Source organism: Streptomyces incanus (assembly GCF_042656345.1).
In the GTDB taxonomy this organism is placed as follows: domain Bacteria; phylum Actinomycetota; class Actinomycetes; order Streptomycetales; family Streptomycetaceae; genus Streptomyces; species Streptomyces incanus.
Genome location: NZ_JBHSPC010000029.1, coordinates 20,070 through 41,557 on the forward strand (window position 1 = coordinate 20,070; position 21,488 = coordinate 41,557).

Here is a 21,488-nt window from a genome sequence, read left to right on the forward strand (position 1 = left end):
GCCCTGCTCAGGGGCCCACGACCCGTACCGCGCCGCGCACACAGCTCGCGGTCAGCGGCAGCGGTCCGAGCGGTTCCCCGTCCGCGTACCCGGTGACCTCCTCGGCGGCCAGCTCCACCCGCGACGCCCGGAACACGCTCACCTCGGGCCGGTCGACGTGCGTTCCGCGGTACACGGTGGGGAAGACCCGCAGCAGTGTGGCCCGGCCGCAGTCGCCGACCACCGTGACGTCGAACAACCCGTCGGTGAGGTCGGCCCCCGGGCAGATCCGCATGCCGCCGCCGTACGACGCCCCGTTGCCGACGGCGACCAGCGTCGCCTCGACCTCGCGGACGTCGCCGTCGTCGAGGGTGATCCGGTACGGGATCGGGCGCAGGGCCCCGAGTTCGGCGACCATGGCGAGGTCGTACTTGAAGCGCCCCACGGGCAGCCGCATCCGGTTGCCGCGGTCGTTGACCCGGGAGTCGAAGCCGGAGGCGAGGACGGTGCCGAACCAGCGGTCACCGGCCCGCCCGAGGTCGATGTCGCGCACCCGTCCGCACTTGAGGGCGTCGGCGATCATCCGGCCGGCGGCGGCCGGTTCCTTCAGCGGCATGCCGAGCGAGCGGGCGAAGTCGTTACCGGTGCCGGCGGCGATCAGGCCGAGCGGGGTGCCGGTGCCGACGACGGCCTGCAGGGCCAGGTTCGCCATACCGTCACCGCCGACGGCGACCAGGGCGCCGGTGCCCTCCTCGACGGCGCCGCGCGCGCGGGTGAGCGCGTCCACGGCGTCCTCGCCGAGCACGGTCCGCACCGAGAAACCGGCCGCGCGCAACGCGGAGGCGGCCGGCAGCGCCGCCCGGGCGCCCCGGCCGCGTCCCGCGGTGGGGTTGACGAAGAGGGTGATCTCGCTGGTCACCCCGTGACCCTACGAGCTTCGGCCCGGTGTTCAGGTCACGTCGTCATAACCGTTGACCCGGTCCGTGCCCGCCTGCTCGGGCAGGGCACGCCTGGCCGACACGGGTTCGGTCTCGCCGATGTCCTCGGGGGTGAGGTCGAGGTCGGAGGCCTCGTCGTCGGCGGGACCCACGGCCTCCAGCCGGCGCCTGCGGCGATCGTTGAACAGGGAGACGCCGACGGCCCCGAAGTACAGGATCCAGATCGGTCCGGCGAGGGTCATCATGGTCAACGGGTCGGTGCTCGGCGTGGCCAGGGCCGCGAACACCGTGATACCCATGATCATGCCGCGCCACCAGCCGAGCATGCGCTTGCCGGTCAGCGCTCCGGTGAAGTTGAGCATGATCAGCAGCAGCGGCAGCTCGAAGGAGAGCCCGAAGACGATCACCATGCGCGTGACGAGGTCGAGCAGATCGTCCAGCGGCAGCAGGTTGCCGACGCCGATCGGCGTGAAGTCGATGAGCACCTTCGCCGTGGTCGGCAGCACCCGGTAGGCGAAGTAGGCGCCGCCCAGGAAGAGCGGGAAGCCCGTGGCGACGAACCCGTACGCGTACTTCCTCTCGTGCCGGTGCAGGCCGGGGGCGACGAACGACCACAGTTGGTACAGCCAGACCGGCGAGGCCAGCACGACGCCGGCCATCAGCGAGACCTTCAGCGCCAGGGTGAACGGCGTGAGCAGACCGTTGATGGTGATCTGCGCGCAGGGCTGCTTGTCGCGTGCGGAGGTGGCGAGTTCCTCGAAGGAATAGCCGCAGCCGACCGACTTGAGCACCGGGTCGGTGAAGAAGTTGATGATCTCGTTGTAGAAGAAGGCCGCGACGATCGTCACCAGGACGATGCCCAGCAGCGCCTTCGCGAGCCGGTTGCGGAGCTCACGAAGGTGCTCCGCGAGGGGCATCCGTCCCTCGGGATCCCTCTCCTGCTTGCGGGCAGACTTGAGCAACCCACGTTCCCATCTCGTGCGGCGGGCCGGACGGTGTCCGGCCCTGCGTCAGCGCTTGGTCGTGTCCGTCGGCTCCGTGACCGGGCGGGAGCTGGTCACGTCACCGGGAGCGGCCTGGATGGTGCGCTGCGCCGGGGACTCGTCGCCGGGGGTCGGTGGGTCGGCGGGGGCGGAGGACTTGTCCTTGTCCTCCTTCATCGCCTTGGCCTCGCTCTTGAGGATGCGGGCGGACTTGCCGAGCGACCGCGCCATGTCCGGAAGCTTCTTCGCGCCGAACAGCAGGATGATGACGACGAGGATGAGAATGATCTCGGGAGCTCCGAGCCTTCCGAACATTTCTTTACCTTCTCACCGAGGCTGCTGGGGTGGGGGGTGCTGCCCTGTCCGACCGTTCGGACACGCGAGCGTTGACCGCGTTGCCAGCGATCGTAACGCTCAGGGGTGAACGTAGGGCAATCCCCGTGCGTACTCCCGTCCGCGGTCCGGGCCTCGTTCTCCGGGCCACGGTCAGCAGCGTACCCGCCCGGTTCGTCAACTCGACAGGGCGTGCGGTCCGAGGGCCGTCCGGGGTCCGGTCAGAGTGCTTCCGCGGAGCGGGCCGCGCCGGCCGCCGCCCGCTCCAGGTCCTCCGCGGCCCGGCTGATGCGCCGCGCCGAGTCCGTGACCTGTCTGCCGAGCCGCTCCGCCTCGAGGAAGACCCGTACGGCGAACACCCCGAGCACCACAAGCCCCAGGAACCCCACAGCAACCGCGAACATCGCCCAGAACATAGGGGGGAGCCTAGACGGTCCCCGCCTGCACGGGACGCCCGGCGTCCGGGGAGGGGACCGCGGCCGTCGGGGGACCGCTACGCCGTCGAGTGCAGCCGCAGGGTGCTGACCCCGCCGCCGGTGAGGAGTTCGACGACCCGCTCCCCCGCCGGCTTACGGACCGCCGCCTCGCACGCGGGGCAGGTGAACGAGTAGAAGGTGGTGCGCCTGCTGGCACCTATGACCAGGCGCAGCGCGCTCGCGCCCAGCTCGAAACGCCCCCTGCAGTCCGGGCAGCCCGCCCGGAACACGACCGGTGCCACGCCTCTCATGCCGGAGAACGCGGACGCCACCGTCACGCCCCGTACTCCAGGGGTCGCCGACTCGCTCACAGTCCTCGCTCCTGCCTGTCGTCCAGCCCGCCCCGGACCGCGCACACCGGGTGCGGCCCGCTCATCCGGCCGCCCCGGTACCGTCGTACGCCGCCAGCGCCTCGCGGGCGGCCCGCCGGGCGCTGTCCGCGAGGTCGTCCGGCACGACGATCCGGCCGTCCCGCCCGAGCCGCAGCGCCAGCCGCTTGAGCGACGCCGGGTCGGGTGTCCGCAAGGTGATACGCAGCCCGCCGTCGGGCAGCTCATCCGCGCTGTCGTGCGGGTAGTACTCGGCTACCCAGCGACCGCCCGGCCCGACCTCGACCACGACCTCCGGATCCTCCGCCGACGGCTGCACCAGCCCTTCCGACAGGTCTCGCAGTTCGACCTCGGGCGGCGCGGACGGCTCGTCGAGGATCTTGATCTCGGCGACCCGGTCGAGCCGGAACGTGCGGCGCGCCTCGGAGCGGCGGCACCAGGCCTCCACATAGGTGTGCCCGACGCTGACCAGGCGGATGGGGTCGATTTCGCGCTCACTGAGCTCGTCACGGGCGGGCGAGTAGTAGCGGATCCACAGTCTGCGGCGCTCGGCGATGGCCCGGTCGACGTCCGCGAAGACACCGCCCTCGGACTCGAAGGTCACCGACAGCCGGGCACTGGCGCCCGCCGCCTCACCGGCCGCGGTCTCCACCTTGGCGGTGGCCCGCAGCAGCGCCTGCCGGTCGCTCTCGCGCAGTCCGGGCAGGGTGGCCACGGCGCGCGCGGCGACGAGCAGGGCGGTGGCCTCGTCCGCTGCGAGGCGGAGCGGCTCGGCGGCCTCCGCCCCGAGCGCGGCCGGGTTGTGCCACCAGATGCGCTCCCCGTCGGTGTCGATGTCCAGCAGGTCGCCGCCGCGGAAACTGGTGCCGCACATGGGCAGCACGTCGAGGTCCGAGACCAGCTCGTCCTCGGTGATGCCGAAGGCGCGCGCCACGTCCTCGATCCGGGCGCCCGGACGCTCCCTCAGATACGTGACCAGGGAGAGCATCCTGCGAGTCTGGTCGATGGCGTTCACTGGCCTGACCGGTTTGCCTGCCACGTTCTTGTCCGTCCCCCTCAGCCCTTGGCCACGGCGCGCAGCCGGTCCACCACGTCGGCCCGCAGCTCGGCGGGCTCCAGGACCACCACGTCCGCTCCGAACTCCACCAGCCAGGCGTCCAGGCCGTGCCCGTACGGAATCTCCAACTCTTCCCAGCCGTCGCCGAGTTCCCGCACCGAGGTGGCTTTCGCCCGAAGGGGGTACCCCGCGTCGGTGCGCAGCCGGATCCGTGCGGAGCGGTCGGCGCTCTCCCCCGCCCAGCTCGCGACCGTCTCGCGGACCGTGACGACGTCCGGCACCGGAGCGGTGTACCGGTTGCCGCGCGAGCGCACCTTGCCGGTGATCCGGGACAGCCTGAAGACCCGCTCGGCGCCCCGGTCGCGGTCCCAGCCCGCCAGGTACCAGTGACCGCGCCAGCACTCCAGCGCCCACGGCTCGACGTGGCGCGGCTCGGGCTGCGCGGCGTTGGCCTTGCGGTAGTCGAAGACGACGGGGCGGCGGTCGCGGCAGGCCAGCATCAGCGGTTCGAAGGCGGCCTCGTGCACGGGGATGCGGGGCTCGAGCGCACTGTGGGACTCGTGGGGATCGACGTCCTCGGGCAGTCCTGCCGCACGCAGTTTCTGCAGGGCGCCGCTGGCCGCGCCGGCCAGTCTGGCCTGCTGCCACACCTTGGCCGCCAGGCCCAGCGCGGCTGCCTCCTCGGCGTCGAGGGTGATGGGAGGCAGGCGGTTGCTGTCCCGCCGGGCCAGGTAACCGACCTCGCCGTCGAGGTTCTCCACGGTCTCGATGACGAGCCCGAGTTCGCGCAGGTCGTCCTTGTCGCGCTCGAACATGCGGTTGAAGGCGTCGTCCGAGGCCGCCTCGAGATAGGCCTCGAGGGACTCGCGCAGCTCACGCTTGCTCAGTGGCCGCCGCGTGCCCAGCAGGCACAGCGCCAGGTTCATCAGCCGCTCGGCCTTGGCAATGGCCATCGACGCCCTTCGCCTCCTCATACTGCTCAGTCCGATGACCGTACCGCCCCGTGGGGGCGCGGCAAAAGCCGAGGGTCCATGCCCGGACAGGCATGGACCCCAGGTGATCGACTCCGGTCGCGACCCGACCCGATGCCGCACGGGCGACTGGTCGGCGATCGGGTGCGCGATCAGACCCCGAGCAGGTCGACCACGAAGATCAGCGTCTCGCCGGGCTTGATCGCCGGAGTCGGGCTCTGGTTGCCGTAGGCCAGGTGAGCGGGGATGGTCAGCTGGCGACGGCCGCCGACCTTCATGCCCTGCACGCCCTGGTCCCAGCCCTTGATGACCCGGCCGCCGCCCAGCGGGAAGCGGAAGGGAGTGCCGCGGTTCCAGCTGGCGTCGAACTCCTCACCCGTGCTGAAGGCGACACCGACGTAGTGGACGGTGACGGTCTGACCCGCCTGCGCCACCTCTCCGTCGCCCTTCCAGATGTCCTTGATCTCGAGGTCCGCCGGGGGCTCGCCACCCGGGAAGTCGATCTCGGGCTTGTCGATGCTCACGTCTAACGCTCCTGCTTGTTTACGGAAAGGCGAACAGACACAGTCTTACATCACGCGCGGTCACAACTTCGCGAGGATGTCGACCGAGAAGACCAGCGTGGAGTCCTTCTTGATGTCGCTGCCCTCCGGCGGCGTGTCGCCGTACCCCAGCTCCGGCGGGATGACGATGAGGACCCGGCTGCCGACCTTCTTGCCAGTCAGCCCCTGCGCCCAGCCCTTGACGACCTGCTGCAGCGAGAACGAGGTCAGCTGCCCCCGCCCGTACGTCGAGTCGAACTCCTTGCCGCCGTCCCACAGCACGCCCTTGTACTGCACGAGCACACTGTTGTCGGCGCCGACCTCCTCGCCGTCGCCCTCGAGGATGTACCTCGACACGAGCTTCTTCGGGGGGGCCACGTCGGGCACCTCGATGGAGGGCGCCTTACCGTCCGTGTTCGTGCCGACCTTGGGCAGATCAGTGGTGTCCTGGGCGACCTCGCCGCCCTCGGCGGAGCTCTTCGCGTTGAACGTGTCCTGCACGTCCACCACGAACACCAGTGTGTCGGTGCCCTTGATGCCCGCCTGCTCATTGCCCTGCGGGCCGTAACCCCAGGTGGGCGGGATCGCCATCTGGACCCGGCTGCCGGCCTTCTTGCCCGCCAGCCCGTACCGCCAGCCGTCGATGATGCTGCCCTGGGCCAGCTGGATCGCCAGCGGAGCCTTGCGATCGTAGGAGTTGTCGAACACCTTCGCGGTGCTCCACACCTGGCCCAGATAGTGGGCCACCACGAAGTCGTTCTCGGCGATGACCCTGCCGCCGCCCGCGATGACGGTCTTCACCGCGAGGTCCTTGGACGGGTCGCCGCTGCCCTTGGCCACGGTGGGCTTCTCACCGAACTTCACGCCCTCGGTGATCGCCGGCAGCGGACCGCCGACGATCTTCGGCGGGGGCGCGGCCGACCCGTCCGGCGCGGACGGCGAGGCGCTCTCGCTGGCCTTGCTCGAATCGGACCCGCCGTCGCCGCACGCGGCGAGAGTGGCCAGTCCAGCGGGTACGGCAATGAGAAGTGAGCGTCGGCGCACGGTGGGGGCCTCGTAATCATCGATCTTGTCGGTGGCGTCCGCGCAACTCTACGGCGTGAGAAGGGCGCCGCACTGAGTAACGTACGGCGCCCGTGTGGCGTTCCGCGGTCCGGGAGAACCGCGGAGCCACGCGTCTCACATACCGGCGATCAGCTTCTCCACCCGCTCGTCCACCGAGCGGAACGGGTCCTTGCACAGCACCGTCCGCTGCGCCTGGTCGTTGAGCTTGAGGTGCACCCAGTCGACGGTGAAGTCCCGCCGCTGCTCCTGCGCCCGGCGGATGAAGTCACCGCGCAGCCGCGCCCGGGTGGTCTGCGGCGGAACGGACTTGCCCTCGAAGATCTTCATATCGTTGCAGATCCGGGCGGCCTGCCCCTTCTTCTCCAGCAGGTAGTACAGACCACGACGGCGGTGGATGTCGTGGTAGGCGAGGTCTATCTGCGCGACCCGCGGATGCGACATGGTCATGTTGTGCTTGGCCCGGTACCGCTCGATGAGCTTGTACTTCATCACCCAGTCGATCTCGGTGCCGATACGGTCGAGGTCCTCGGCCTCGATCGAGTCCAGCGTGCGGCCCCACAGCTCGAGCACCTGCTCGACCGTGCCGGTGCGGATGCCGCGGCGCTCGCAGAAGTCCACCGCCTTCTCGTAGTACTCGCGCTGCACCTCCAGGGCGGAGGCCTCACGGCCGCTCGCCAGGCGGACCTTGCGGCGGCCCGTGAGGTCGTGGCTCACCTCACGGATCGCCCGGATCGGGTTCTCCAGCGTGAGGTCACGCATCACCGTGCCCGCTTCGATCATGCGCAGCACCAGATCGGTGGCACCGACCTTCAGCAGCATGGTCGTCTCGGACATGTTCGAGTCGCCGACGATGACATGGAGCCGGCGGTACCGCTCGGCGTCCGCGTGCGGTTCGTCACGCGTGTTGATGATCGGCCGGGACCGGGTCGTCGCCGAGGAGACGCCCTCCCAGATGTGCTCGGCCCGCTGGCTGACGCAGTACACCGCGCCACGCGGCGTCTGCAGCACCTTCCCGGCGCCGCACAGTAGCTGGCGGGTCACCAGGAACGGGATGAGGATGTCCGCGAGCCGCGAGAACTCCCCGTGCCGGGCCACCAGATAGTTCTCGTGACACCCGTACGAGTTACCCGCTGAGTCGGTGTTGTTCTTGAACAGGTAGACGTCGCCCGCGATTCCCTCCTCGTGCAGGCGTCGTTCGGCGTCCACCAGGAGTCCTTCGAGAATGCGCTCCCCGGCCTTGTCGTGGGTGACCAGCTCGGTCACGTTGTCACATTCGGGTGTGGCGTATTCCGGATGCGAACCCACGTCGAGATAAAGGCGGGCGCCGTTGCGCAGAAAGACGTTGCTGCTGCGGCCCCATGACACGACACGGCGGAAGAGGTACCGCGCCACCTCGTCAGGAGACAGGCGGCGCTGTCCCCTGAACGTGCACGTGACGCCGTACTCGTTCTCCAGCCCGAAAATGCGGCGGTCCATGACTGAACATTACGCCCGATCCCCCGAACCCAAACGGGGTTCGACGGCACGGTTCGGATCATTTTCCGAACCGGCCGCAACTACGGCCCCGCCTGCGGGAACCGCCAATACCCTTCCGGTGCACATCAAAACCAACAAAGCCACGCCACCCGCGACAGCCGGTATCGCGAAGCCCCCCTGCGCACCGCCCGCCTCCACCACCGGCCCGGCCAGGCCCGTTCCCACCGAAGCGCCCACGGTGAACGTCGTCACCAGCCATGAGAACGCCTCCGTGACCGTCCCGGCCGGTGCGTGCCGGTCCACCAGCACGAAGGCACATGCGATCGCCGGGGCCAGGAAAACGCCGGCGACCACCGCGAGCAGGGTCATCGCCACCGGCCCGGGCATCAGCGTCAGCGGCAGATAACACACCGCCAGGAAGGCCACCAGCACCTGCAGTCGCCGCGCCGGCTCACCCGCCCACTGCCGCGCCCCGTACGCCATACCGCCGACGAGCGCGCCGAGACCCAGGCCCGCCATCAGCCAGCCGTACACGTGTTCGCCGCCGTGTTCGTCCCCATAGGGCACCGAGGCCACCGTGATGGACCCCAGGGCGATGCCGACGAACAGGAAGGCGCCCAGCAGCGCCAGCAGTCCCGGCGAGCGCAGCGCACCCAGCCAGTGCGCCTCGCGCGGCGCCGACCGCCACGCGCGCGAGGGCGCCGACACCACCACGGACAGCGCGCCCAGCACCCCCAGCCCGTTCAGCACCAGCAGGGCGGCCTGGGGCGACCACACCGACACGCACACCGTCACGAGCAGCGGCCCGACGGTGAACATCACCTCCTGCGCCACCGCGTCCATCGCGTACGCCCGGTGCACCTGCTCCTCGCGGTGCAGCACCGAGGACCACAGGGCCCGCAGCCCGCCCTCCAGCGGCGGCGTGAACAGCCCCGCGGCGGCCACCGCCGCACAGGCCGCAGCCCGCGGATCGATCCCCACGAACGCGAAGACCGCCATCGCCAGGGCCGACAGCACCGCGGCCGGCAACTGGACCTGCGGCTGGCCCCGCAGATCCACGAGCCGCCCCAGCACCGGCTGCCCGACCGCGTTGGCCACGCCGTACACCGCCGCCAGGGCGCCGGCCAGACTGTACGAACCGCCCTCCGCGCGGACGAACAGCACGATCGCGATGGCCGCGGTCCCGTTGGGCAGCCGGCCCACCAGCGTGCCCACCAGCAGCCGGGCGGCGTGCCGCACCCGGAGGATCTCCAGGTATCCCGTGGCCATGCGGCGCCCTCCACTCCCCCGCCGATGCCCCTCGGAACCTCGACGTTGTACGTATAACCTTGTTCTCCATACGTACCATGTCCGCTGTTCGCCAGTCCAGACGGAGTCCAGTCGAAGGAGCGGTCCCACGGTGGCCCGAGCCCAGACCCGCCCCACCAGCCGGGACGTCGCGCAGGCCGCCGGCGTCTCCCAGGCCGCCGTCTCCCTCGTCATGGGCGACAAATGGCGCGGCCGCGTCTCGGAAACCACGGCACAGCGCGTACGCGAGGCGGCGGACACCCTCGGCTACCGCCCGAACCTGGCCGCCCGCAATCTGCGCCTCGGCCACACCCGCACGGTGCTCCTGGTCGTCCCCGCCCTCACCACCGAGTTCTTCGCCGGCGTCTACACCGGCGCCGCGCGCGTCGCCGCCCAGCACGGCTTCGGCGTCGTCCTCTACCCCTCCCCCGAGGGCATCGGCCCCGCCCGCAACCCCTTCGCCTCCGCGCAGGCCGCCCTCGACGGCGTCATCGCCTCCTCCATGGCCGCAGACGCCCTCACCGAGATCCGCGGCGACCAACTCCCCCTGGTCATGCTCGACAGCGACCCCCGGAGCACCCTGGGCGCCGCGACGGTCAACCTCGACATCGCCGACGGCGTCCGCCGGATCGCCCGCCATCTCCTGGACCTGGGCCACCGCGACGTCCTCCACCTGGCAGCGGATGTCCCCTCCTGGACCTTCGACGTACGCGCCCGCGAACTGGCGGCCCAGTTGGCCGCGGTCCCCGGTACGACCCTGCGCACCACCCGGTCGCCCCTCACCATCCAGGGCGCCGTCACCGCCGCCCACGCCGCCCTGGCCGCCCCCGGCCGCCCCACCGCCGTCGTCTGCGACGACGACAAGCTCGCGGCGGGCGCCTACAAGGCAGCCCGCCGACTCGGCCTGCGTGTCCCCGACGACCTCTCCGTCACCGGCCTCGACGACCTGGCCCTGGCCACGGCCCTCGAGCCGGAACTCACCACGGTCCGCCTCGACGCGGAGCTCTTCGGCGAACGCGGCATGCAGGCCCTCCTCGCGGTCCTCGACAACCGCGCCCCCGAGGCCGACGACATCCCCGTCCACCTGGTGATCCGGGGATCGACGGCCCCGCCCGCCGCCCGCCCCTGAGTACTCGCGGACGCTCCCGGGCGCTCCTCGGCACCCCGGAGACACCGGACGCGGACCGGACGCGCACGGCAGGTCCGGTAACGGGATGAGGGCGTCCGCCCGCGGCACGGACGCACACCCCCACCGGGCTGCTCAGGCCCGCCACCCCACCCGAGCGAGCCGGGCGGGGCCGGATCTACTCCTCGCCCTCGGCCGTGCCCCCGACGGCGCCTCCGGCCTCGTCCTCCGCCTCCACATCGGCCTCCGCCTCGGACGCCGTCTCCGCGCCGTCGACCTCGAGCAGCCGCGCCAGCTGCCGTCCGGTGATGCGCTTGAACTTGCGCTTCTGCGGCCGCGTACGGTCCAGCACGGCCACTTCCAGCCGCTCCGCGGGAATCTCCCGCTCGCTGCCGTTGGTGTCCCGCGACAGCGACTGCACCGCCAGCGCGAGCGCCTGGGCCAGCGTCATGCCGTCCCGGTGACGCTGGTCCAGATAGCCGCTGATCTGCTCCGCGTTGCCCCCCACCGCCACCGAGCCGTGCTCGTCGACGATGGAACCGTCGTGCGGCAGCCGGTAGATCTGGTCACCCTCCGGGGTCTCGCCGACCTCGGCCACCACCAGCTCCACCTCGTACGGCTTCTCCGCCGCACTCGAGAAGATCGTGCCCAGAGTCTGCGCGTACACGTTCGCCAGGCCCCGGGCCGTCACGTCGTCCCGGTCATAGGTGTAACCCCGCAGATCGGCGTAGCGCACGCCACCGATCCGCAGATTCTCGTACTCGTTGTACTTACCGGCGGCGGCGAAGCCGATCCGGTCGTAGATCTCGCTGAACTTGTGCAGCGCACGGGAGGGGTTCTCGCCGACGAACACGATGCCGTCGGCATACTGCAGCACGACCAGGCTGCGGCCGCGCGCGATCCCTTTGCGGGCGTACTCCGCCCGGTCGGCCATCGCCTGCTGGGGTGAGACATAGAACGGCGTCGACACGGGTCAACCGTCCCTTTCTGTCGAAGTCACTGGATGGGGGCTGGGTGGAGGACCGTCGTCCAACGAACCGCGCGCCCTACAGCAGCGCGGCGCGCGGACCGTCCGGCTGCTCCAGCCGCCGCTCCAGCACCGACCGGGCGACCTCGGACGCCTCGTCCTCGGTGAGCCGGCGGAAGCCGTCCTCGGTGATCACCGTGACAATCGGGTAGATCCGGCGGGCGACATCGGGACCGCCGGTCGCCGAGTCGTCGTCCGCGGCGTCGTACAGGGCCTGCACCACCAGGGTGGTCGCCTCCGACTCGCTCAGATCGCCCCGGAAGAGCTTCTTCATGGCACTGCGTGCGAAGACCGACCCGGAACCGGTGGCCGCGTACCCCTGCTCCTCCGAACGCCCACCCGTGACGTCGTAGGAGAAGATCCGGCCCTTCTCCCGGTCCACGTCGTACCCCGCGAACAGCGGGACCACGGCCAGGCCCTGCATCGCCATCCCGAGGTTGGACCGGATCATGGTCGACAGCCGGTTCGCCTTGCCCTCCAGGGACAGCTGGGCGCCCTCGACCTTCTCGAAGTGCTCCAGCTCCAGCTGGAACAGCTTCACCATCTCCACGGCGAGCCCCGCCGTGCCGGCGATGCCCACCGCCGAGTACTCGTCCGCGGGGAACACCTTCTCGATGTCCCGCTGGGCGATGACATTGCCCATGGTGGCCCGGCGGTCACCGGCGAGCACCACACCACCGGGGAAGCTCACGGCGACGATCGTGGTCCCGTGCGGCGCCTCGATCACGCCCCGGGTGGGCGGCAGTTGCCGCTTCCCCGGGAGCATCTCCGGCTGATGCTCCGACAGGAAGTCCATGAAGGACGACGATCCAGGGGTCAGGAAGGCAGCCGGTAGACGCCCGGTGCTACGAGTGTTGGCTTCCACGCGATTCCTTCCACGTAAGCGGCAGCCCGCCTGATGGCATCGGGCCGGTCCTTGAACTGCCCCAGCGCGGCATTGCAGCTGAAGCACGGTACGCCACGGACCCTACCCGTCTTGTGGCAGTGATCCACATGTGCGGCCGGAGCAGACAAACATATGCAGCAGGCGCCATCTTGCGAGGCGATCAGTTCGTCGCGCTCGGCTTCGGTGATGCCGTACTGACGCTTCAGACGGTCTTGCCGCCCCGGGCCGCCTCGCACGCCTTGCGACGTGTCGAGACCGCCGGACGCGGTCGCATGACGGTGCCACTCGCTGTGCGGTTCGATCTCGCCGCACGTTCGGTAGAGCTTGGATCCAGCCGGGACGTCCGCCTTCTCGCGCACGGGCTTCCCGACGACCTCCCGGCGGTGCCGGGAGTGCGCGGCACTGTACCCCGCCGCGCGCTCCCGGCACCGCACCTGAAGGCCATCACGCCGATTCCCGCCCCGCGCGAAAGCCGCGAGAGGCGACGCCCGCCTGCAGCCCGTGCGCCGCTTCTCGGGCGTCTCTACAGCCATCCCCCGTGACCTTCAATTCAAAGGCACGGCGACCTGGAACCCGTTACTGCCCGCCCTTTTGCACAAATGAGCGCACGAAATCTTCTGCATTGGCCTCGAGCACATCATCGATTTCGTCGAGGACGTCGTCCACGTCGTCGCTCAGCTTCTCCTGGCGCTCCTTGAGGTCTTCGGATGCCTGCGCCTCGGGCGCCTCCTCGACCTCCTCGGTGGAGCGCGTCGCCTTCTGCTGTCCGCCGCCGGTGTCCTTGGTCGCCATAACCCTCACCCCGCTCGGTTCGACGTTCTTGATCAGACCCTACAAGCAGGGTCCGACAGAGGCCCCGCAGTTCCTACAACGTACGGCGGCCACCTCGATGATTCCCTTCCACCGGACTTTCCACCCTGTCCGGCGGACCGGTCGTGTGGGCCGGCTCAATTGCCCGACAACACCCTGACCAGGTCTTCTGCCGTACGGCAGCGGTCCAGGAGCTCCTTGACATGATTACGCGTTCCGCGAAGCGGTTCCAGGGTTGGGACCCGCTGGAGTGAGTCCCGGCCCGGCAGGTCGAAGATCACCGAGTCCCAGGAGGCCGCCGCGACGTCGTCCGCGTACTGCTCCAGGCAGCGTCCGCGGAAATAGGCACGGGTGTCCTCCGGTGGCTTCGTCCGGGCCCGCTCGACCTCTGTCTCGTCCAGCAGCCGCTTGATGCTGCCGCGGGCGACGAGACGGTTGTAGAGCCCCTTGTCGGGCCGTACGTCGGCGTACTGGAGGTCGACGAGGTGCAGCCGGGCGGAGTCCCAGTCCAGACCGTCCCTGCGCCGGTAGCCCTCCATGACCTGCCGCTTGGCGACCCAGTCCAGCTCGCCGGCCAGGCTCATGGGGTTGTTCTCCAGGCGGTTGAGGGTGTCCTCCCAGCGGGTCAGGACGTCCTTGGTCTGATCGTCGGCGTCGGCTCCGTACCGTTCCTCGACGTACTTGCGAGCGAGTTCGTAGTACTCCATCTGGAGCTGGACGGCGGTGAGTGTACGGCCGCTGCGGAGCGTGACCAGCCGCTTCAGGGTGGGGTCGTGCGAGACCTGGTGCAGGGTCCGTACGGGCTGATCGACCGCGAGGTCCACGGCGATGAAGCCGTCCTCGATCATCGACAGGACGAGCGCGGTCGTGCCGAGCTTCAGGTAGGTCGAGATCTCGGACAGGTTCGCGTCGCCGATGATCACATGGAGCCGGCGGTGCTTCTCGGCGTCGGCGTGCGGTTCGTCGCGGGTGTTGATGATGGGCCGCTTCAGCGTGGTCTCGAGACCGACCTCGACCTCGAAGTAGTCCGCCCGCTGGCTGAGCTGGAAGCCGTGCTCGTGGCCGTCCTGGCCGATGCCGACGCGTCCTGCGCCGGTGAAGACCTGGCGCGAGACGAAGAACGGGGTGAGGTGGCGGACGATGTCCGAGAAGGGCGTCTCCCGCTTCATCAGGTAGTTCTCGTGGGTGCCGTAGGAGGCGCCCTTGTTGTCGGTGTTGTTCTTGTACAGGTGGATGGGCTGCGCGCCCGGGAGCGCGGCGGCCCGTTCCGCGGCCTCGGCCATGATCCGCTCGCCGGCCTTGTCCCAGAGGACGGCGTCGCGGGGATTGGTGACCTCGGGGGCACTGTATTCGGGGTGTGCGTGGTCTACGTAGAGTCGCGCGCCATTGGTGAGGATGACGTTGGCGAGGCCGATGTCCTCGTCGGTGAGCTGGCTGGAGTCGGCGGCCTCGCGGGCGAGGTCGAAGCCTCGCGCGTCCCGCAGCGGGTTCTCCTCCTCGAAGTCCCAGCGGGCCCGGCGGGCCCGGTGCATCGCCGCCGCGTAGGCGTTCACGATCTGGGACGAGGTGAGCATGGCATTGGCGTTGGGGTGGCCGGGGACGGAGATCCCGTACTCCGTCTCGATGCCCATTACTCGCCGTACAGTCATGCGACCCTCCTTGCCCGGCGGCGTCCCCGGTCGGGGGCGCTGCTCAAGTACCGCTGACGCTCCGGTGCGTGTGCGGTGCCCGTCCCCGCGCTGTGCGACTCGGCGGTACCAAAGAGCCTAGAACGCCTTTGCGCTGGTGGGGAGATCATTTGCGTCATTGCCGTGTTCCGGACGCGACTGGGGAAAACAGTCGGCTGCGGGTACCCACCGAGGGCACCCGCAGCCACCCTGCGTTTTACAGGTACTGACCGGTATTCGCCACCGTGTCGATGGAGCGTCCGGTGTCCGAGCCCTGCTTTCCGGTGATGAGGGTACGGATGTAAACGATCCGCTCGCCCTTCTTGCCGGAGATCCGGGCCCAGTCGTCGGGGTTGGTGGTGTTGGGGAGGTCCTCGTTCTCCTTGAATTCGTCCACGCAGGCCTGGAGCAGATGGGAGACGCGGAGGCCCTTCTGGCTCTTTTCGAGGAAGTCCTTGATCGCCATTTTCTTGGCGCGGCCGACGATGTTCTCGATCATGGCGCCGGAGTTGAAGTCCTTGAAGTAGAGGACTTCCTTGTCTCCGTTGGCGTAGGTGACTTCCAGGAAGCGGTTTTCCTCGGTTTCGGCGTACATGTGTTCCACGGCGCTCTGGATCATGCTCTGGACCGTCATGTCCCGGTCGCTGCTGTGTTCGGCGAGGTCGTCGCCGTGCAGCGGGAGGCGCGCGGTGAGGTACTTGCCGAAGATGTCCTTGGCCGCCTCGGCGTCCGGACGTTCGATCTTGATCTTCACGTCGAGCCGGCCGGGCCGCAGGATGGCGGGGTCGATCATGTCCTCACGGTTGGAGGCACCGATCACGACCACGTTCTGCAGGCCCTCCACGCCGTCGATCTCGGCGAGGAGCTGCGGGACGATCGTGTTCTCCACGTCGGAGCTGACGCCGGAGCCGCGGGTGCGGAAGAGGGATTCCATCTCGTCGAAGAAGACGATGACGGGGGTGCCCTCGCTGGCCTTCTCACGGGCCCGCTGGAAGACGAGGCGGATCTGCCGCTCGGTCTCGCCGACGTACTTGTTGAGGAGCTCGGGGCCCTTGATGTTGAGGAAGAAGCTCTTGCCGGCGGCCTGGCCGGTCACTTCGGCGACCTTCTTGGCCAGCGAGTTGGCGACGGCCTTGGCGATGAGCGTCTTGCCGCATCCGGGAGGCCCGTAGAGCAGGACGCCCTTGGGCGGACGCAGTTCGTGCTCCTTGAACAGGTCCGGGTGGAGGTAGGGCAGCTCGACGGCGTCACGGATGGCTTCGATCTGGTTGCCGAGGCCGCCGATCTGCTCGTAGCCGATGTCGGGGACTTCTTCGAGGACGAGCTCCTCGACCTCGCTCTTGGGGACGACCTCGTAGACGTACCCGGAGCGGGGTTCGAGCAGGAGCGCGTCGCCGGGGCGGATGGTGATGCCCAGCAGGGGCTCGGCGAGCCGGACCACCCGTTCCTCGTCGGTGTGACCGAGGACGAGTGCCCGTTCGCCGTCCTCGAGGATCTCCTTGAGGGTGACGATGTCGCCGACGCGCTCGAACTCCATGGCCTCGACCACGTTGAGTGCTTCGTTGAGCATCACTTCCTGGCCACGCCTGAGCTCGTCGAGGTCGACGCCGGGACTCACGTTCACCCGGAGCTTTCTGCCGCCGGTGAAGATGTCGGCGGTGCCGTCCTCGTTCGCCATGAGGAAGACTCCGAAGCCGGCCGGGGGCTGCGCGAGCCGGTCGACCTCCTCCTTGAGGGCCACGATCTGGTCGCGGGCCTCGCGGAGTGTGCCGGCGAGTCGTTCGTTCTGGGCGGACACGCCGGCCAGGTTGGTCTGCAGCTCGACGATCCGCTCTTCGAGAATCCTCGTGTGTCGCGGAGAGTCGGCGAGCTTGCGGCGCAGGACGGCGATCTCCTGCTCAAGGTAGGCAATCTGCCCGGCCGGGTCCTCGGACCCGCGTCCCGGGCGGATGCCGCGGTTCATGTCGTCGTCGTGGGCTGCCACGGTCCTCACCTCCTCCAAGGGGAGCTGGACGCTTCCAGACCCTACCTGGGCGGGTGTCGATTGAAACCCCTAGATCACAAAGACGGTCGGGGTGTGTCCGATCTTCACCCTTGCGCTCTCCCTCACGCCAGGGGAATACCCACCAAGGGTGACGGGAACCCCGGCGAAGGTAGGGTCGATGTGTTCAACACCCGTCGGAGCTGGCCGGATTCCCGTTCGGTTCGACGCGGGAGACCGGGACACGAAAGACGGCAGGAGAGATGAGCGTGCAGCAGGAGGCCGGAGTCGAGGACGAGGCCCTGGAGGTCTGGATCGACCAGGACCTGTGTACCGGCGACGGCATCTGCGCGCAGTACGCGCCCGAGGTGTTCGAGCTGGACATCGACGGGCTGGCGTATGTGAAGGGCCCGGACGACGAGTTGTTGCAGGCCACGGGGGCGACGACGCGTGTGCCGCTGCCGATCCTCACGGATGTGGTCGATTCCGCGAAGGAGTGTCCGGGCGAGTGCATCCATGTGCGTCGCGTGGCGGACGGCGTGGAGGTGTACGGGCCGGACGCCGGGTAACCGGTCCGGCACCGTTCGTCACCGTTGTCCGTCTCCTCGCGCGTTTTCCGGCGCTCCGGAGCGCGTGCGTGAGCGTGTGCCGGGGCGTGTGCCCCGAGTTGCGCGAGGTGCGCCCGCGCCGGGTTCACACGCTCCGGGCACCGGAGGGCTCGGACTGGACGAACACCCCGTTGTCCCAGTGCCACTTCACGCTCTTGCGCACGTCGGGGCAGCAACGGGGCACGTCGATGGACGAGTAGCCGAGAAGCGCCGCGGTGATCTCGCCGTCGCGCACGGCGAAGTCGTCGACGTTGGTGCGATCCCCGGGGTCGACGAGGGTGGCCACCAAGCGGGGCGTGTCGACCCCGGCGGCCTGGGTCAGCACGTACACGCCGTCGGGCGGGGTGCCCATGGAGGCGTCGCAGTGGACGGCCGCCACCGTCTCGGGCCGGCCGTCGCCGTCCAGGTCTCCGGCCACGTGCTTCTTGACCACCACGCCCACCGGACCGCACTCGAGCGGGAACTCGACGGCCGCCGGGTCGGGGGGCGTCATGTGCGCCGGGGCGCTCTTCGTCTCCGGGGCGGGCGTCTGGGCCGCCGTCGCGGCCTTGGGCTGCGTCAGGGAGGAGAGCGCCACCACACCTGCGACGGCCGTGGCGGTGGCGACCCAGTGGATCGGGCGGGTGTGCGTGTGCGCGAGCTCCGGAACGGCGGATGACTGCACGAGGAGCGTCTCCTGTGAGAGCTGTGCCGGTGGGGTGGCCAGCATCGTGCCACACGTCACAGTGCGGGGGAACGGTGGGGTGTGCGGTTGCGGTGCGGCCGGTCGGCCCCCTCCCGTCGCGTCAACACGAGAGCGCCGTGGCGCAGTTCCCGGTGCGGGTGGGGAACTGCGCCACGGCGCTCGTGCGTTGTCGTGGTGGCGGGTCTCGTCAGCGTGCGGTGCCCGCGTCGGCGTTGGGTCCCGAGTAGTCCTCGCCGTAGGCGCCCTTGGCCGGGCGGCGGCGGCGCATGGGGGGTTCCACTCCGTCGGCGAGCCGGCGGGCGGTGAGCAGGAAACCGGTGTGGCCGATCATCCGGTGGTCCGGGCGGACGGCGAGACCTTCGATGTGCCAGTTGCGGATCATCGATTCCCAGGCGGTCGGCTCGTTGAAGGAGCCGATCTCCCGGATGGACTCGACGGTCCGGGCGAGCTGGGTGGTGGTCGCCACGTAGCAGCAGAGGATGCCGCCGGGGACGAGCGCCTTGGAGACTGCCTCCAGGCATTCCCAGGGGGCGAGCATGTCGAGGATGACACGGTCGACCTCGGTGTCGGACAGGTTGTCCTGGAGGTCGCCGACGGTCAGCTGCCAGGCGGGGTGCGGGCCGCCGAAGTAGCGCTCCACGTTGGCCTGGGCGATCTCGGCGAAGTCCTCGCGGCGTTCGTAGCTGTGCAGCATGCCCTGGTCGCCGATGGCGCGCAGCAGGAAGCTGCTGAGCGAGCCGGAGCCGACACCGGCCTCCACCACGCGGGCGCCGGGGAAGATGTCGGCGAAGGCGAGGATCTGCCCCGCGTCCTTCGGGTAGACGACGGCTGCCCCGCGGGGCATGGACAGGACGTAGTCGGGGAGCAGGGGGCGCAGCGCGAGGTAGGCGACGTTCCCGGTGGTGCGGACAACGCTGCCCTCGGGTGCGCCGATCAGCTCGTCGTGGGGGAAGGAACCCTTGTGGGTGTGGAAGTTCTTCCCGGCCTCGAGCGTGAACGTGTAGTGACGGCCCTTGGGGTCGGTCAGCTGTACCTGGTCCCCGACCTTGAAGGGCCCGCGTCGGCGGGCGGCACCGGTCGGTTCGGACATGTGACCAGCCTACCGGTCCCGGCACGGGCCGCTGACCACCCAGGGTCCGGGGGCGGGCGGCGGGCAGGACGGCCGTCGGGCGGCGGCGGGCGTCAGGCGGGGCGGGCCATGGCCTTGACGAAGGCGCGCTCGACGTCGGCCGCGGACAGGACGCCGTAGATCTCGCCGGTCGCCTCGACGACCAGGTACTCGGTGGCGGGTGCGGCACGCAGGGCTTCCAGGAGTTCCTCCCCCGCAAGCTCGGCGGAGACGCGCATGCCGTCGGTGAGGTCCTGGGAGAGCCCGCTGACCGCGACCCAGGGGCGGCGGTGCTCGGGTACGCCGACGATGGCGGCCTCGCGCACCAGGGACAGCGGGGTGCCGTCGGCGTCGACGACGACGAGGGCGCGGGCTCCGGCGGCGTTGGCGCGGCGCAGCGCCTCGGAGAGGGGGGTGTCGGTCTCGACGGGCACCGCGCGGCGGGTCAGGGCGCGGGCGCGCAGTTCCGGCAGGTGCTCGCGCAGGCGGGCCATGCGCAGGCTGTTGCCGGCGCCGGTCCAGATGATCGCCGCGAGGATCGCGGCGAGCAGGGCATCGAGGACGGTGTCCATGCCGACGCCGTCCGCGGCTTCGGAGCCGAGGGCTCCGGACTGGGTGAGGAGGGGAAGGCCGACCAGGACGGAGATGGCGAGGGCGCGGCCCACCCAGGCGGCGGCGACAGTGCCGCTCATCGGCTTGCCGGTGATCTTCCAGACGACCGCGCGGAGCATGCGTCCGCCGTCGAGGGGGAGGCCGGGCAGGAGGTTGAAGGCGGCCACGATGAGGTTGGAGATCATCAGGCCGGCCAGGAGGACGCCGGGTACGGAGCCGGGGTCGACCGCGAGCAGTCCGAGGTAGAACAAGCCGGACAGGACGAGGGAGAGCAGCGGGCCCACGAAGGCGAGCACGAACTCCCGTCCGGGGGTCTCGGCCTCCTTCTCGATCTCGGAGACGCCACCGAAGAACTGGAGCTGGATGCGGCGCACCGGGAGCTTGAAGCGGAGGGCGGCCAGTGTGTGGGCGAGTTCGTGGACCAGCACCGAGGCGTAGAAGGCGACGGCGAAGAACAGTGAGACCAGGTAGCTGGCGGCGCCGAGCTCGGGCAGCACGCGGTCGATCTGGCCGCCGAAGACCCAGGTGATGAGGATGGCGACGAGGAACCAGCTGGGCGCGACGTAGACGGGCACGCCGAAAGGGCGTCCCATCAGCAGTCCGCCGCGCTGCTGCTCCACCGGGGGCCGGGGGGCGGGTTCCTTGCCGGGCGGCGAGTGGGCGAGGGTGCGGTCGGTGTGGTGGGGCTGGTCCGGCTCGGGTGCGGGCCGGTGGCCGGCCGTCGGGGTGGTGCCGGGTCCGGGTCCGGTGGTGGACGGCGGCTGGACCCCGGGACCGGGCCGGCCGGCCGGGGCCGCGTCGGGCGAGGGCCCGGCCTCGCGGCTGCCGGGCGGAGCGTCGGGTCCCGCGTCGGCCGTCCGGCCGTCCGACGGCGCATGGGGCGCCGGCCCGCGGGTTTCGCGGGGGGACGCCTGCTCGGCCGGCGGGCGGCCCACGGCGCCGCTCTCGGCGGCGTCTGTCTCGTCCGGGATTCGTGGGGCGCGGTTTCCGGTGGGTTCGCCCGGCTCCTCCGGATGCTCCGGACCGGCCACGTTCCGCGACTGGGTGTCGGCGCCTTCGGCTGGAGGCCGCACCGGACCGGAGGGCCGCTCGGGCTCTCCGTCCCGAGGCGCCGTCCCGGCCTCCGCCGGGGCGCCGCCGGTCCGCGACGGAGCGTTTCCGGAGCTCGGCGGGGTGCGGTCGGCGGAGTGCCCGGCGATCCGGTCGTCCGAGGGGTCCGAGGGGTTCAAGGGGTTCGGGGTGGTTTCGGCCGGGTCGAAGCGGCCCCCGTCCGTGGGGGGTTCGCCTGCCGGGTGCCCTGCGTGGCGCTCGGCCGACTCGTCGTTGCCGGAGCGCGGCTGCCCGCGTCCGCCGCTTGCGTCCACCGGTGTCCCCTCGTTCGCTGCGTCTCCCGCGCCTGCCGGGCGGGAGGGTCTTGAGTCGATGGTATGCGGCCGTTGCCGCACGTTTCGCCTCGGCACCCCTGACCGTTCCCCTCCGTCACCGCGCCTGCTCTCCCCCTCCTTCCCCTTCTCCCCCTTCGGTCACCCCGCAACGTGCGAT

At 70.3% G+C, this 21,488-nt stretch carries 22 protein-coding genes; 2 read left to right on the forward strand and 20 right to left on the reverse strand.

Annotated elements, in window-relative coordinates; genetic code table 11:
* Positions 1-7: 7 nt before the first annotated feature.
* The 11 genes from ACFP2V_RS11305 to ACFP2V_RS11355 all read right to left on the reverse strand — a co-directional run bounded on the left by ACFP2V_RS11305 (position 8) and on the right by ACFP2V_RS11355 (position 9,418).
* Positions 8-898: a diacylglycerol kinase gene (locus ACFP2V_RS11305; protein ID WP_381209372.1), complete on the reverse strand. Its 891-nt coding sequence runs from the start codon at positions 896-898 to the stop codon at positions 8-10.
* 30 nt (positions 899-928) lie between these two features.
* Positions 929-1,879, reverse strand: a complete 951-nt coding sequence (gene tatC / locus ACFP2V_RS11310; RefSeq protein ID WP_381209375.1) for a twin-arginine translocase subunit TatC — start codon at positions 1,877-1,879, stop codon at positions 929-931.
* A 48-nt stretch (positions 1,880-1,927) separates the two neighbouring features.
* Positions 1,928-2,215, reverse strand: a complete 288-nt coding sequence (gene tatA, locus ACFP2V_RS11315) for a Sec-independent protein translocase subunit TatA (RefSeq protein ID WP_381209378.1) — start codon at positions 2,213-2,215, stop codon at positions 1,928-1,930.
* 239 nt (positions 2,216-2,454) lie between these two features.
* Positions 2,455-2,649: a hypothetical protein gene (locus ACFP2V_RS11320; protein ID WP_381209381.1), complete on the reverse strand. Its 195-nt coding sequence runs from the start codon at positions 2,647-2,649 to the stop codon at positions 2,455-2,457.
* Positions 2,650-2,726: 77 nt separating this feature from the next.
* Complete coding sequence (locus tag ACFP2V_RS11325; RefSeq protein ID WP_381209383.1) at positions 2,727-3,020, reverse strand: hypothetical protein; 294 nt, start codon at positions 3,018-3,020, stop codon at positions 2,727-2,729.
* Positions 3,021-3,081: 61 nt separating this feature from the next.
* Positions 3,082-4,077: a helix-turn-helix transcriptional regulator gene (locus ACFP2V_RS11330; RefSeq protein ID WP_381209386.1), complete on the reverse strand. Its 996-nt coding sequence runs from the start codon at positions 4,075-4,077 to the stop codon at positions 3,082-3,084.
* A gap of 17 nt (positions 4,078-4,094) precedes the next feature.
* Positions 4,095-5,048, reverse strand: coding sequence for a helix-turn-helix transcriptional regulator (locus ACFP2V_RS11335; protein ID WP_381209389.1), 954 nt, complete (start codon positions 5,046-5,048; stop codon positions 4,095-4,097).
* A 170-nt stretch (positions 5,049-5,218) separates the two neighbouring features.
* On the reverse strand, positions 5,219-5,590 hold the full coding sequence (locus ACFP2V_RS11340; RefSeq protein WP_381209392.1) for an FKBP-type peptidyl-prolyl cis-trans isomerase: 372 nt from the start codon (positions 5,588-5,590) through the stop codon (positions 5,219-5,221).
* 60 nt (positions 5,591-5,650) lie between these two features.
* Positions 5,651-6,652 carry an FKBP-type peptidyl-prolyl cis-trans isomerase gene (locus ACFP2V_RS11345; RefSeq protein WP_381209395.1) on the reverse strand — a complete coding sequence of 334 codons (1,002 nt, stop codon included), beginning with the start codon at positions 6,650-6,652 and terminating at the stop codon, positions 5,651-5,653.
* A gap of 135 nt (positions 6,653-6,787) precedes the next feature.
* Positions 6,788-8,149, reverse strand: coding sequence for a Pup--protein ligase (pafA, locus tag ACFP2V_RS11350; RefSeq protein WP_381209398.1), 1,362 nt, complete (start codon positions 8,147-8,149; stop codon positions 6,788-6,790).
* Positions 8,150-8,158: 9 nt separating this feature from the next.
* A complete protein-coding gene (locus ACFP2V_RS11355; RefSeq protein ID WP_381209401.1) occupies positions 8,159-9,418 on the reverse strand; it encodes an MFS transporter in 1,260 nt (419 codons plus the stop codon).
* Positions 9,419-9,548: 130 nt separating this feature from the next.
* Here ACFP2V_RS11355 and ACFP2V_RS11360 point away from each other — a divergent pair, with 130 nt between their 5' ends.
* A complete protein-coding gene (locus tag ACFP2V_RS11360; protein ID WP_381209404.1) occupies positions 9,549-10,565 on the forward strand; it encodes a LacI family DNA-binding transcriptional regulator in 1,017 nt (338 codons plus the stop codon).
* 175 nt (positions 10,566-10,740) lie between these two features.
* On the opposite strand, the gene prcA is transcribed toward ACFP2V_RS11360, so the two are convergent.
* From prcA to arc, 6 genes are all read right to left on the reverse strand, one after another.
* The gene (prcA, locus tag ACFP2V_RS11365; protein ID WP_381209407.1) at positions 10,741-11,532 is read right to left on the reverse strand and encodes a proteasome subunit alpha; all 792 of its coding nucleotides are present in this window, start codon (positions 11,530-11,532) and stop codon (positions 10,741-10,743) included.
* A 76-nt stretch (positions 11,533-11,608) separates the two neighbouring features.
* Positions 11,609-12,454 carry a proteasome subunit beta gene (prcB, locus tag ACFP2V_RS11370; protein ID WP_381209410.1) on the reverse strand — a complete coding sequence of 282 codons (846 nt, stop codon included), beginning with the start codon at positions 12,452-12,454 and terminating at the stop codon, positions 11,609-11,611.
* Positions 12,406-12,834, reverse strand: a complete 429-nt coding sequence (locus ACFP2V_RS11375; RefSeq protein WP_381209413.1) for an endonuclease VII domain-containing protein — start codon at positions 12,832-12,834, stop codon at positions 12,406-12,408. Before ACFP2V_RS11375 ends, prcB begins: the two co-directional genes overlap by 49 nt.
* A 217-nt stretch (positions 12,835-13,051) precedes the next feature.
* Entirely contained in the window at positions 13,052-13,267 is a 216-nt protein-coding gene (locus ACFP2V_RS11380; RefSeq protein ID WP_042168504.1) for a ubiquitin-like protein Pup, read from the reverse strand.
* Between the two features lie 155 nt (positions 13,268-13,422).
* A complete protein-coding gene (gene dop, locus ACFP2V_RS11385) occupies positions 13,423-14,934 on the reverse strand; it encodes a depupylase/deamidase Dop (RefSeq protein ID WP_381209417.1) in 1,512 nt (503 codons plus the stop codon).
* A 235-nt stretch (positions 14,935-15,169) separates the two neighbouring features.
* Positions 15,170-16,936 (reverse strand): proteasome ATPase, encoded by a 1,767-nt coding sequence (gene arc, locus ACFP2V_RS11390; RefSeq protein WP_381209420.1) that lies wholly within the window; start codon positions 16,934-16,936, stop codon positions 15,170-15,172.
* 260 nt (positions 16,937-17,196) lie between these two features.
* Between arc and ACFP2V_RS11395 the strand changes: the two genes are divergently transcribed.
* Complete coding sequence (locus ACFP2V_RS11395; RefSeq protein ID WP_381209423.1) at positions 17,197-17,502, forward strand: ferredoxin; 306 nt, start codon at positions 17,197-17,199, stop codon at positions 17,500-17,502.
* A 124-nt stretch (positions 17,503-17,626) separates the two neighbouring features.
* Here the strand turns inward: ACFP2V_RS11395 and ACFP2V_RS11400 are convergent, their stop codons facing one another.
* The 3 genes from ACFP2V_RS11400 to ACFP2V_RS11410 all read right to left on the reverse strand — a co-directional run bounded on the left by ACFP2V_RS11400 (position 17,627) and on the right by ACFP2V_RS11410 (position 21,310).
* Positions 17,627-18,205, reverse strand: coding sequence for a hypothetical protein (locus ACFP2V_RS11400; protein WP_381209426.1), 579 nt, complete (start codon positions 18,203-18,205; stop codon positions 17,627-17,629).
* Positions 18,206-18,413: 208 nt separating this feature from the next.
* Positions 18,414-19,316: a tRNA (adenine-N1)-methyltransferase gene (locus ACFP2V_RS11405; RefSeq protein WP_055597854.1), complete on the reverse strand. Its 903-nt coding sequence runs from the start codon at positions 19,314-19,316 to the stop codon at positions 18,414-18,416.
* A 92-nt stretch (positions 19,317-19,408) separates the two neighbouring features.
* Positions 19,409-21,310: a site-2 protease family protein gene (locus tag ACFP2V_RS11410; protein ID WP_381209429.1), complete on the reverse strand. Its 1,902-nt coding sequence runs from the start codon at positions 21,308-21,310 to the stop codon at positions 19,409-19,411.
* Positions 21,311-21,488 lie beyond the last annotated feature (178 nt).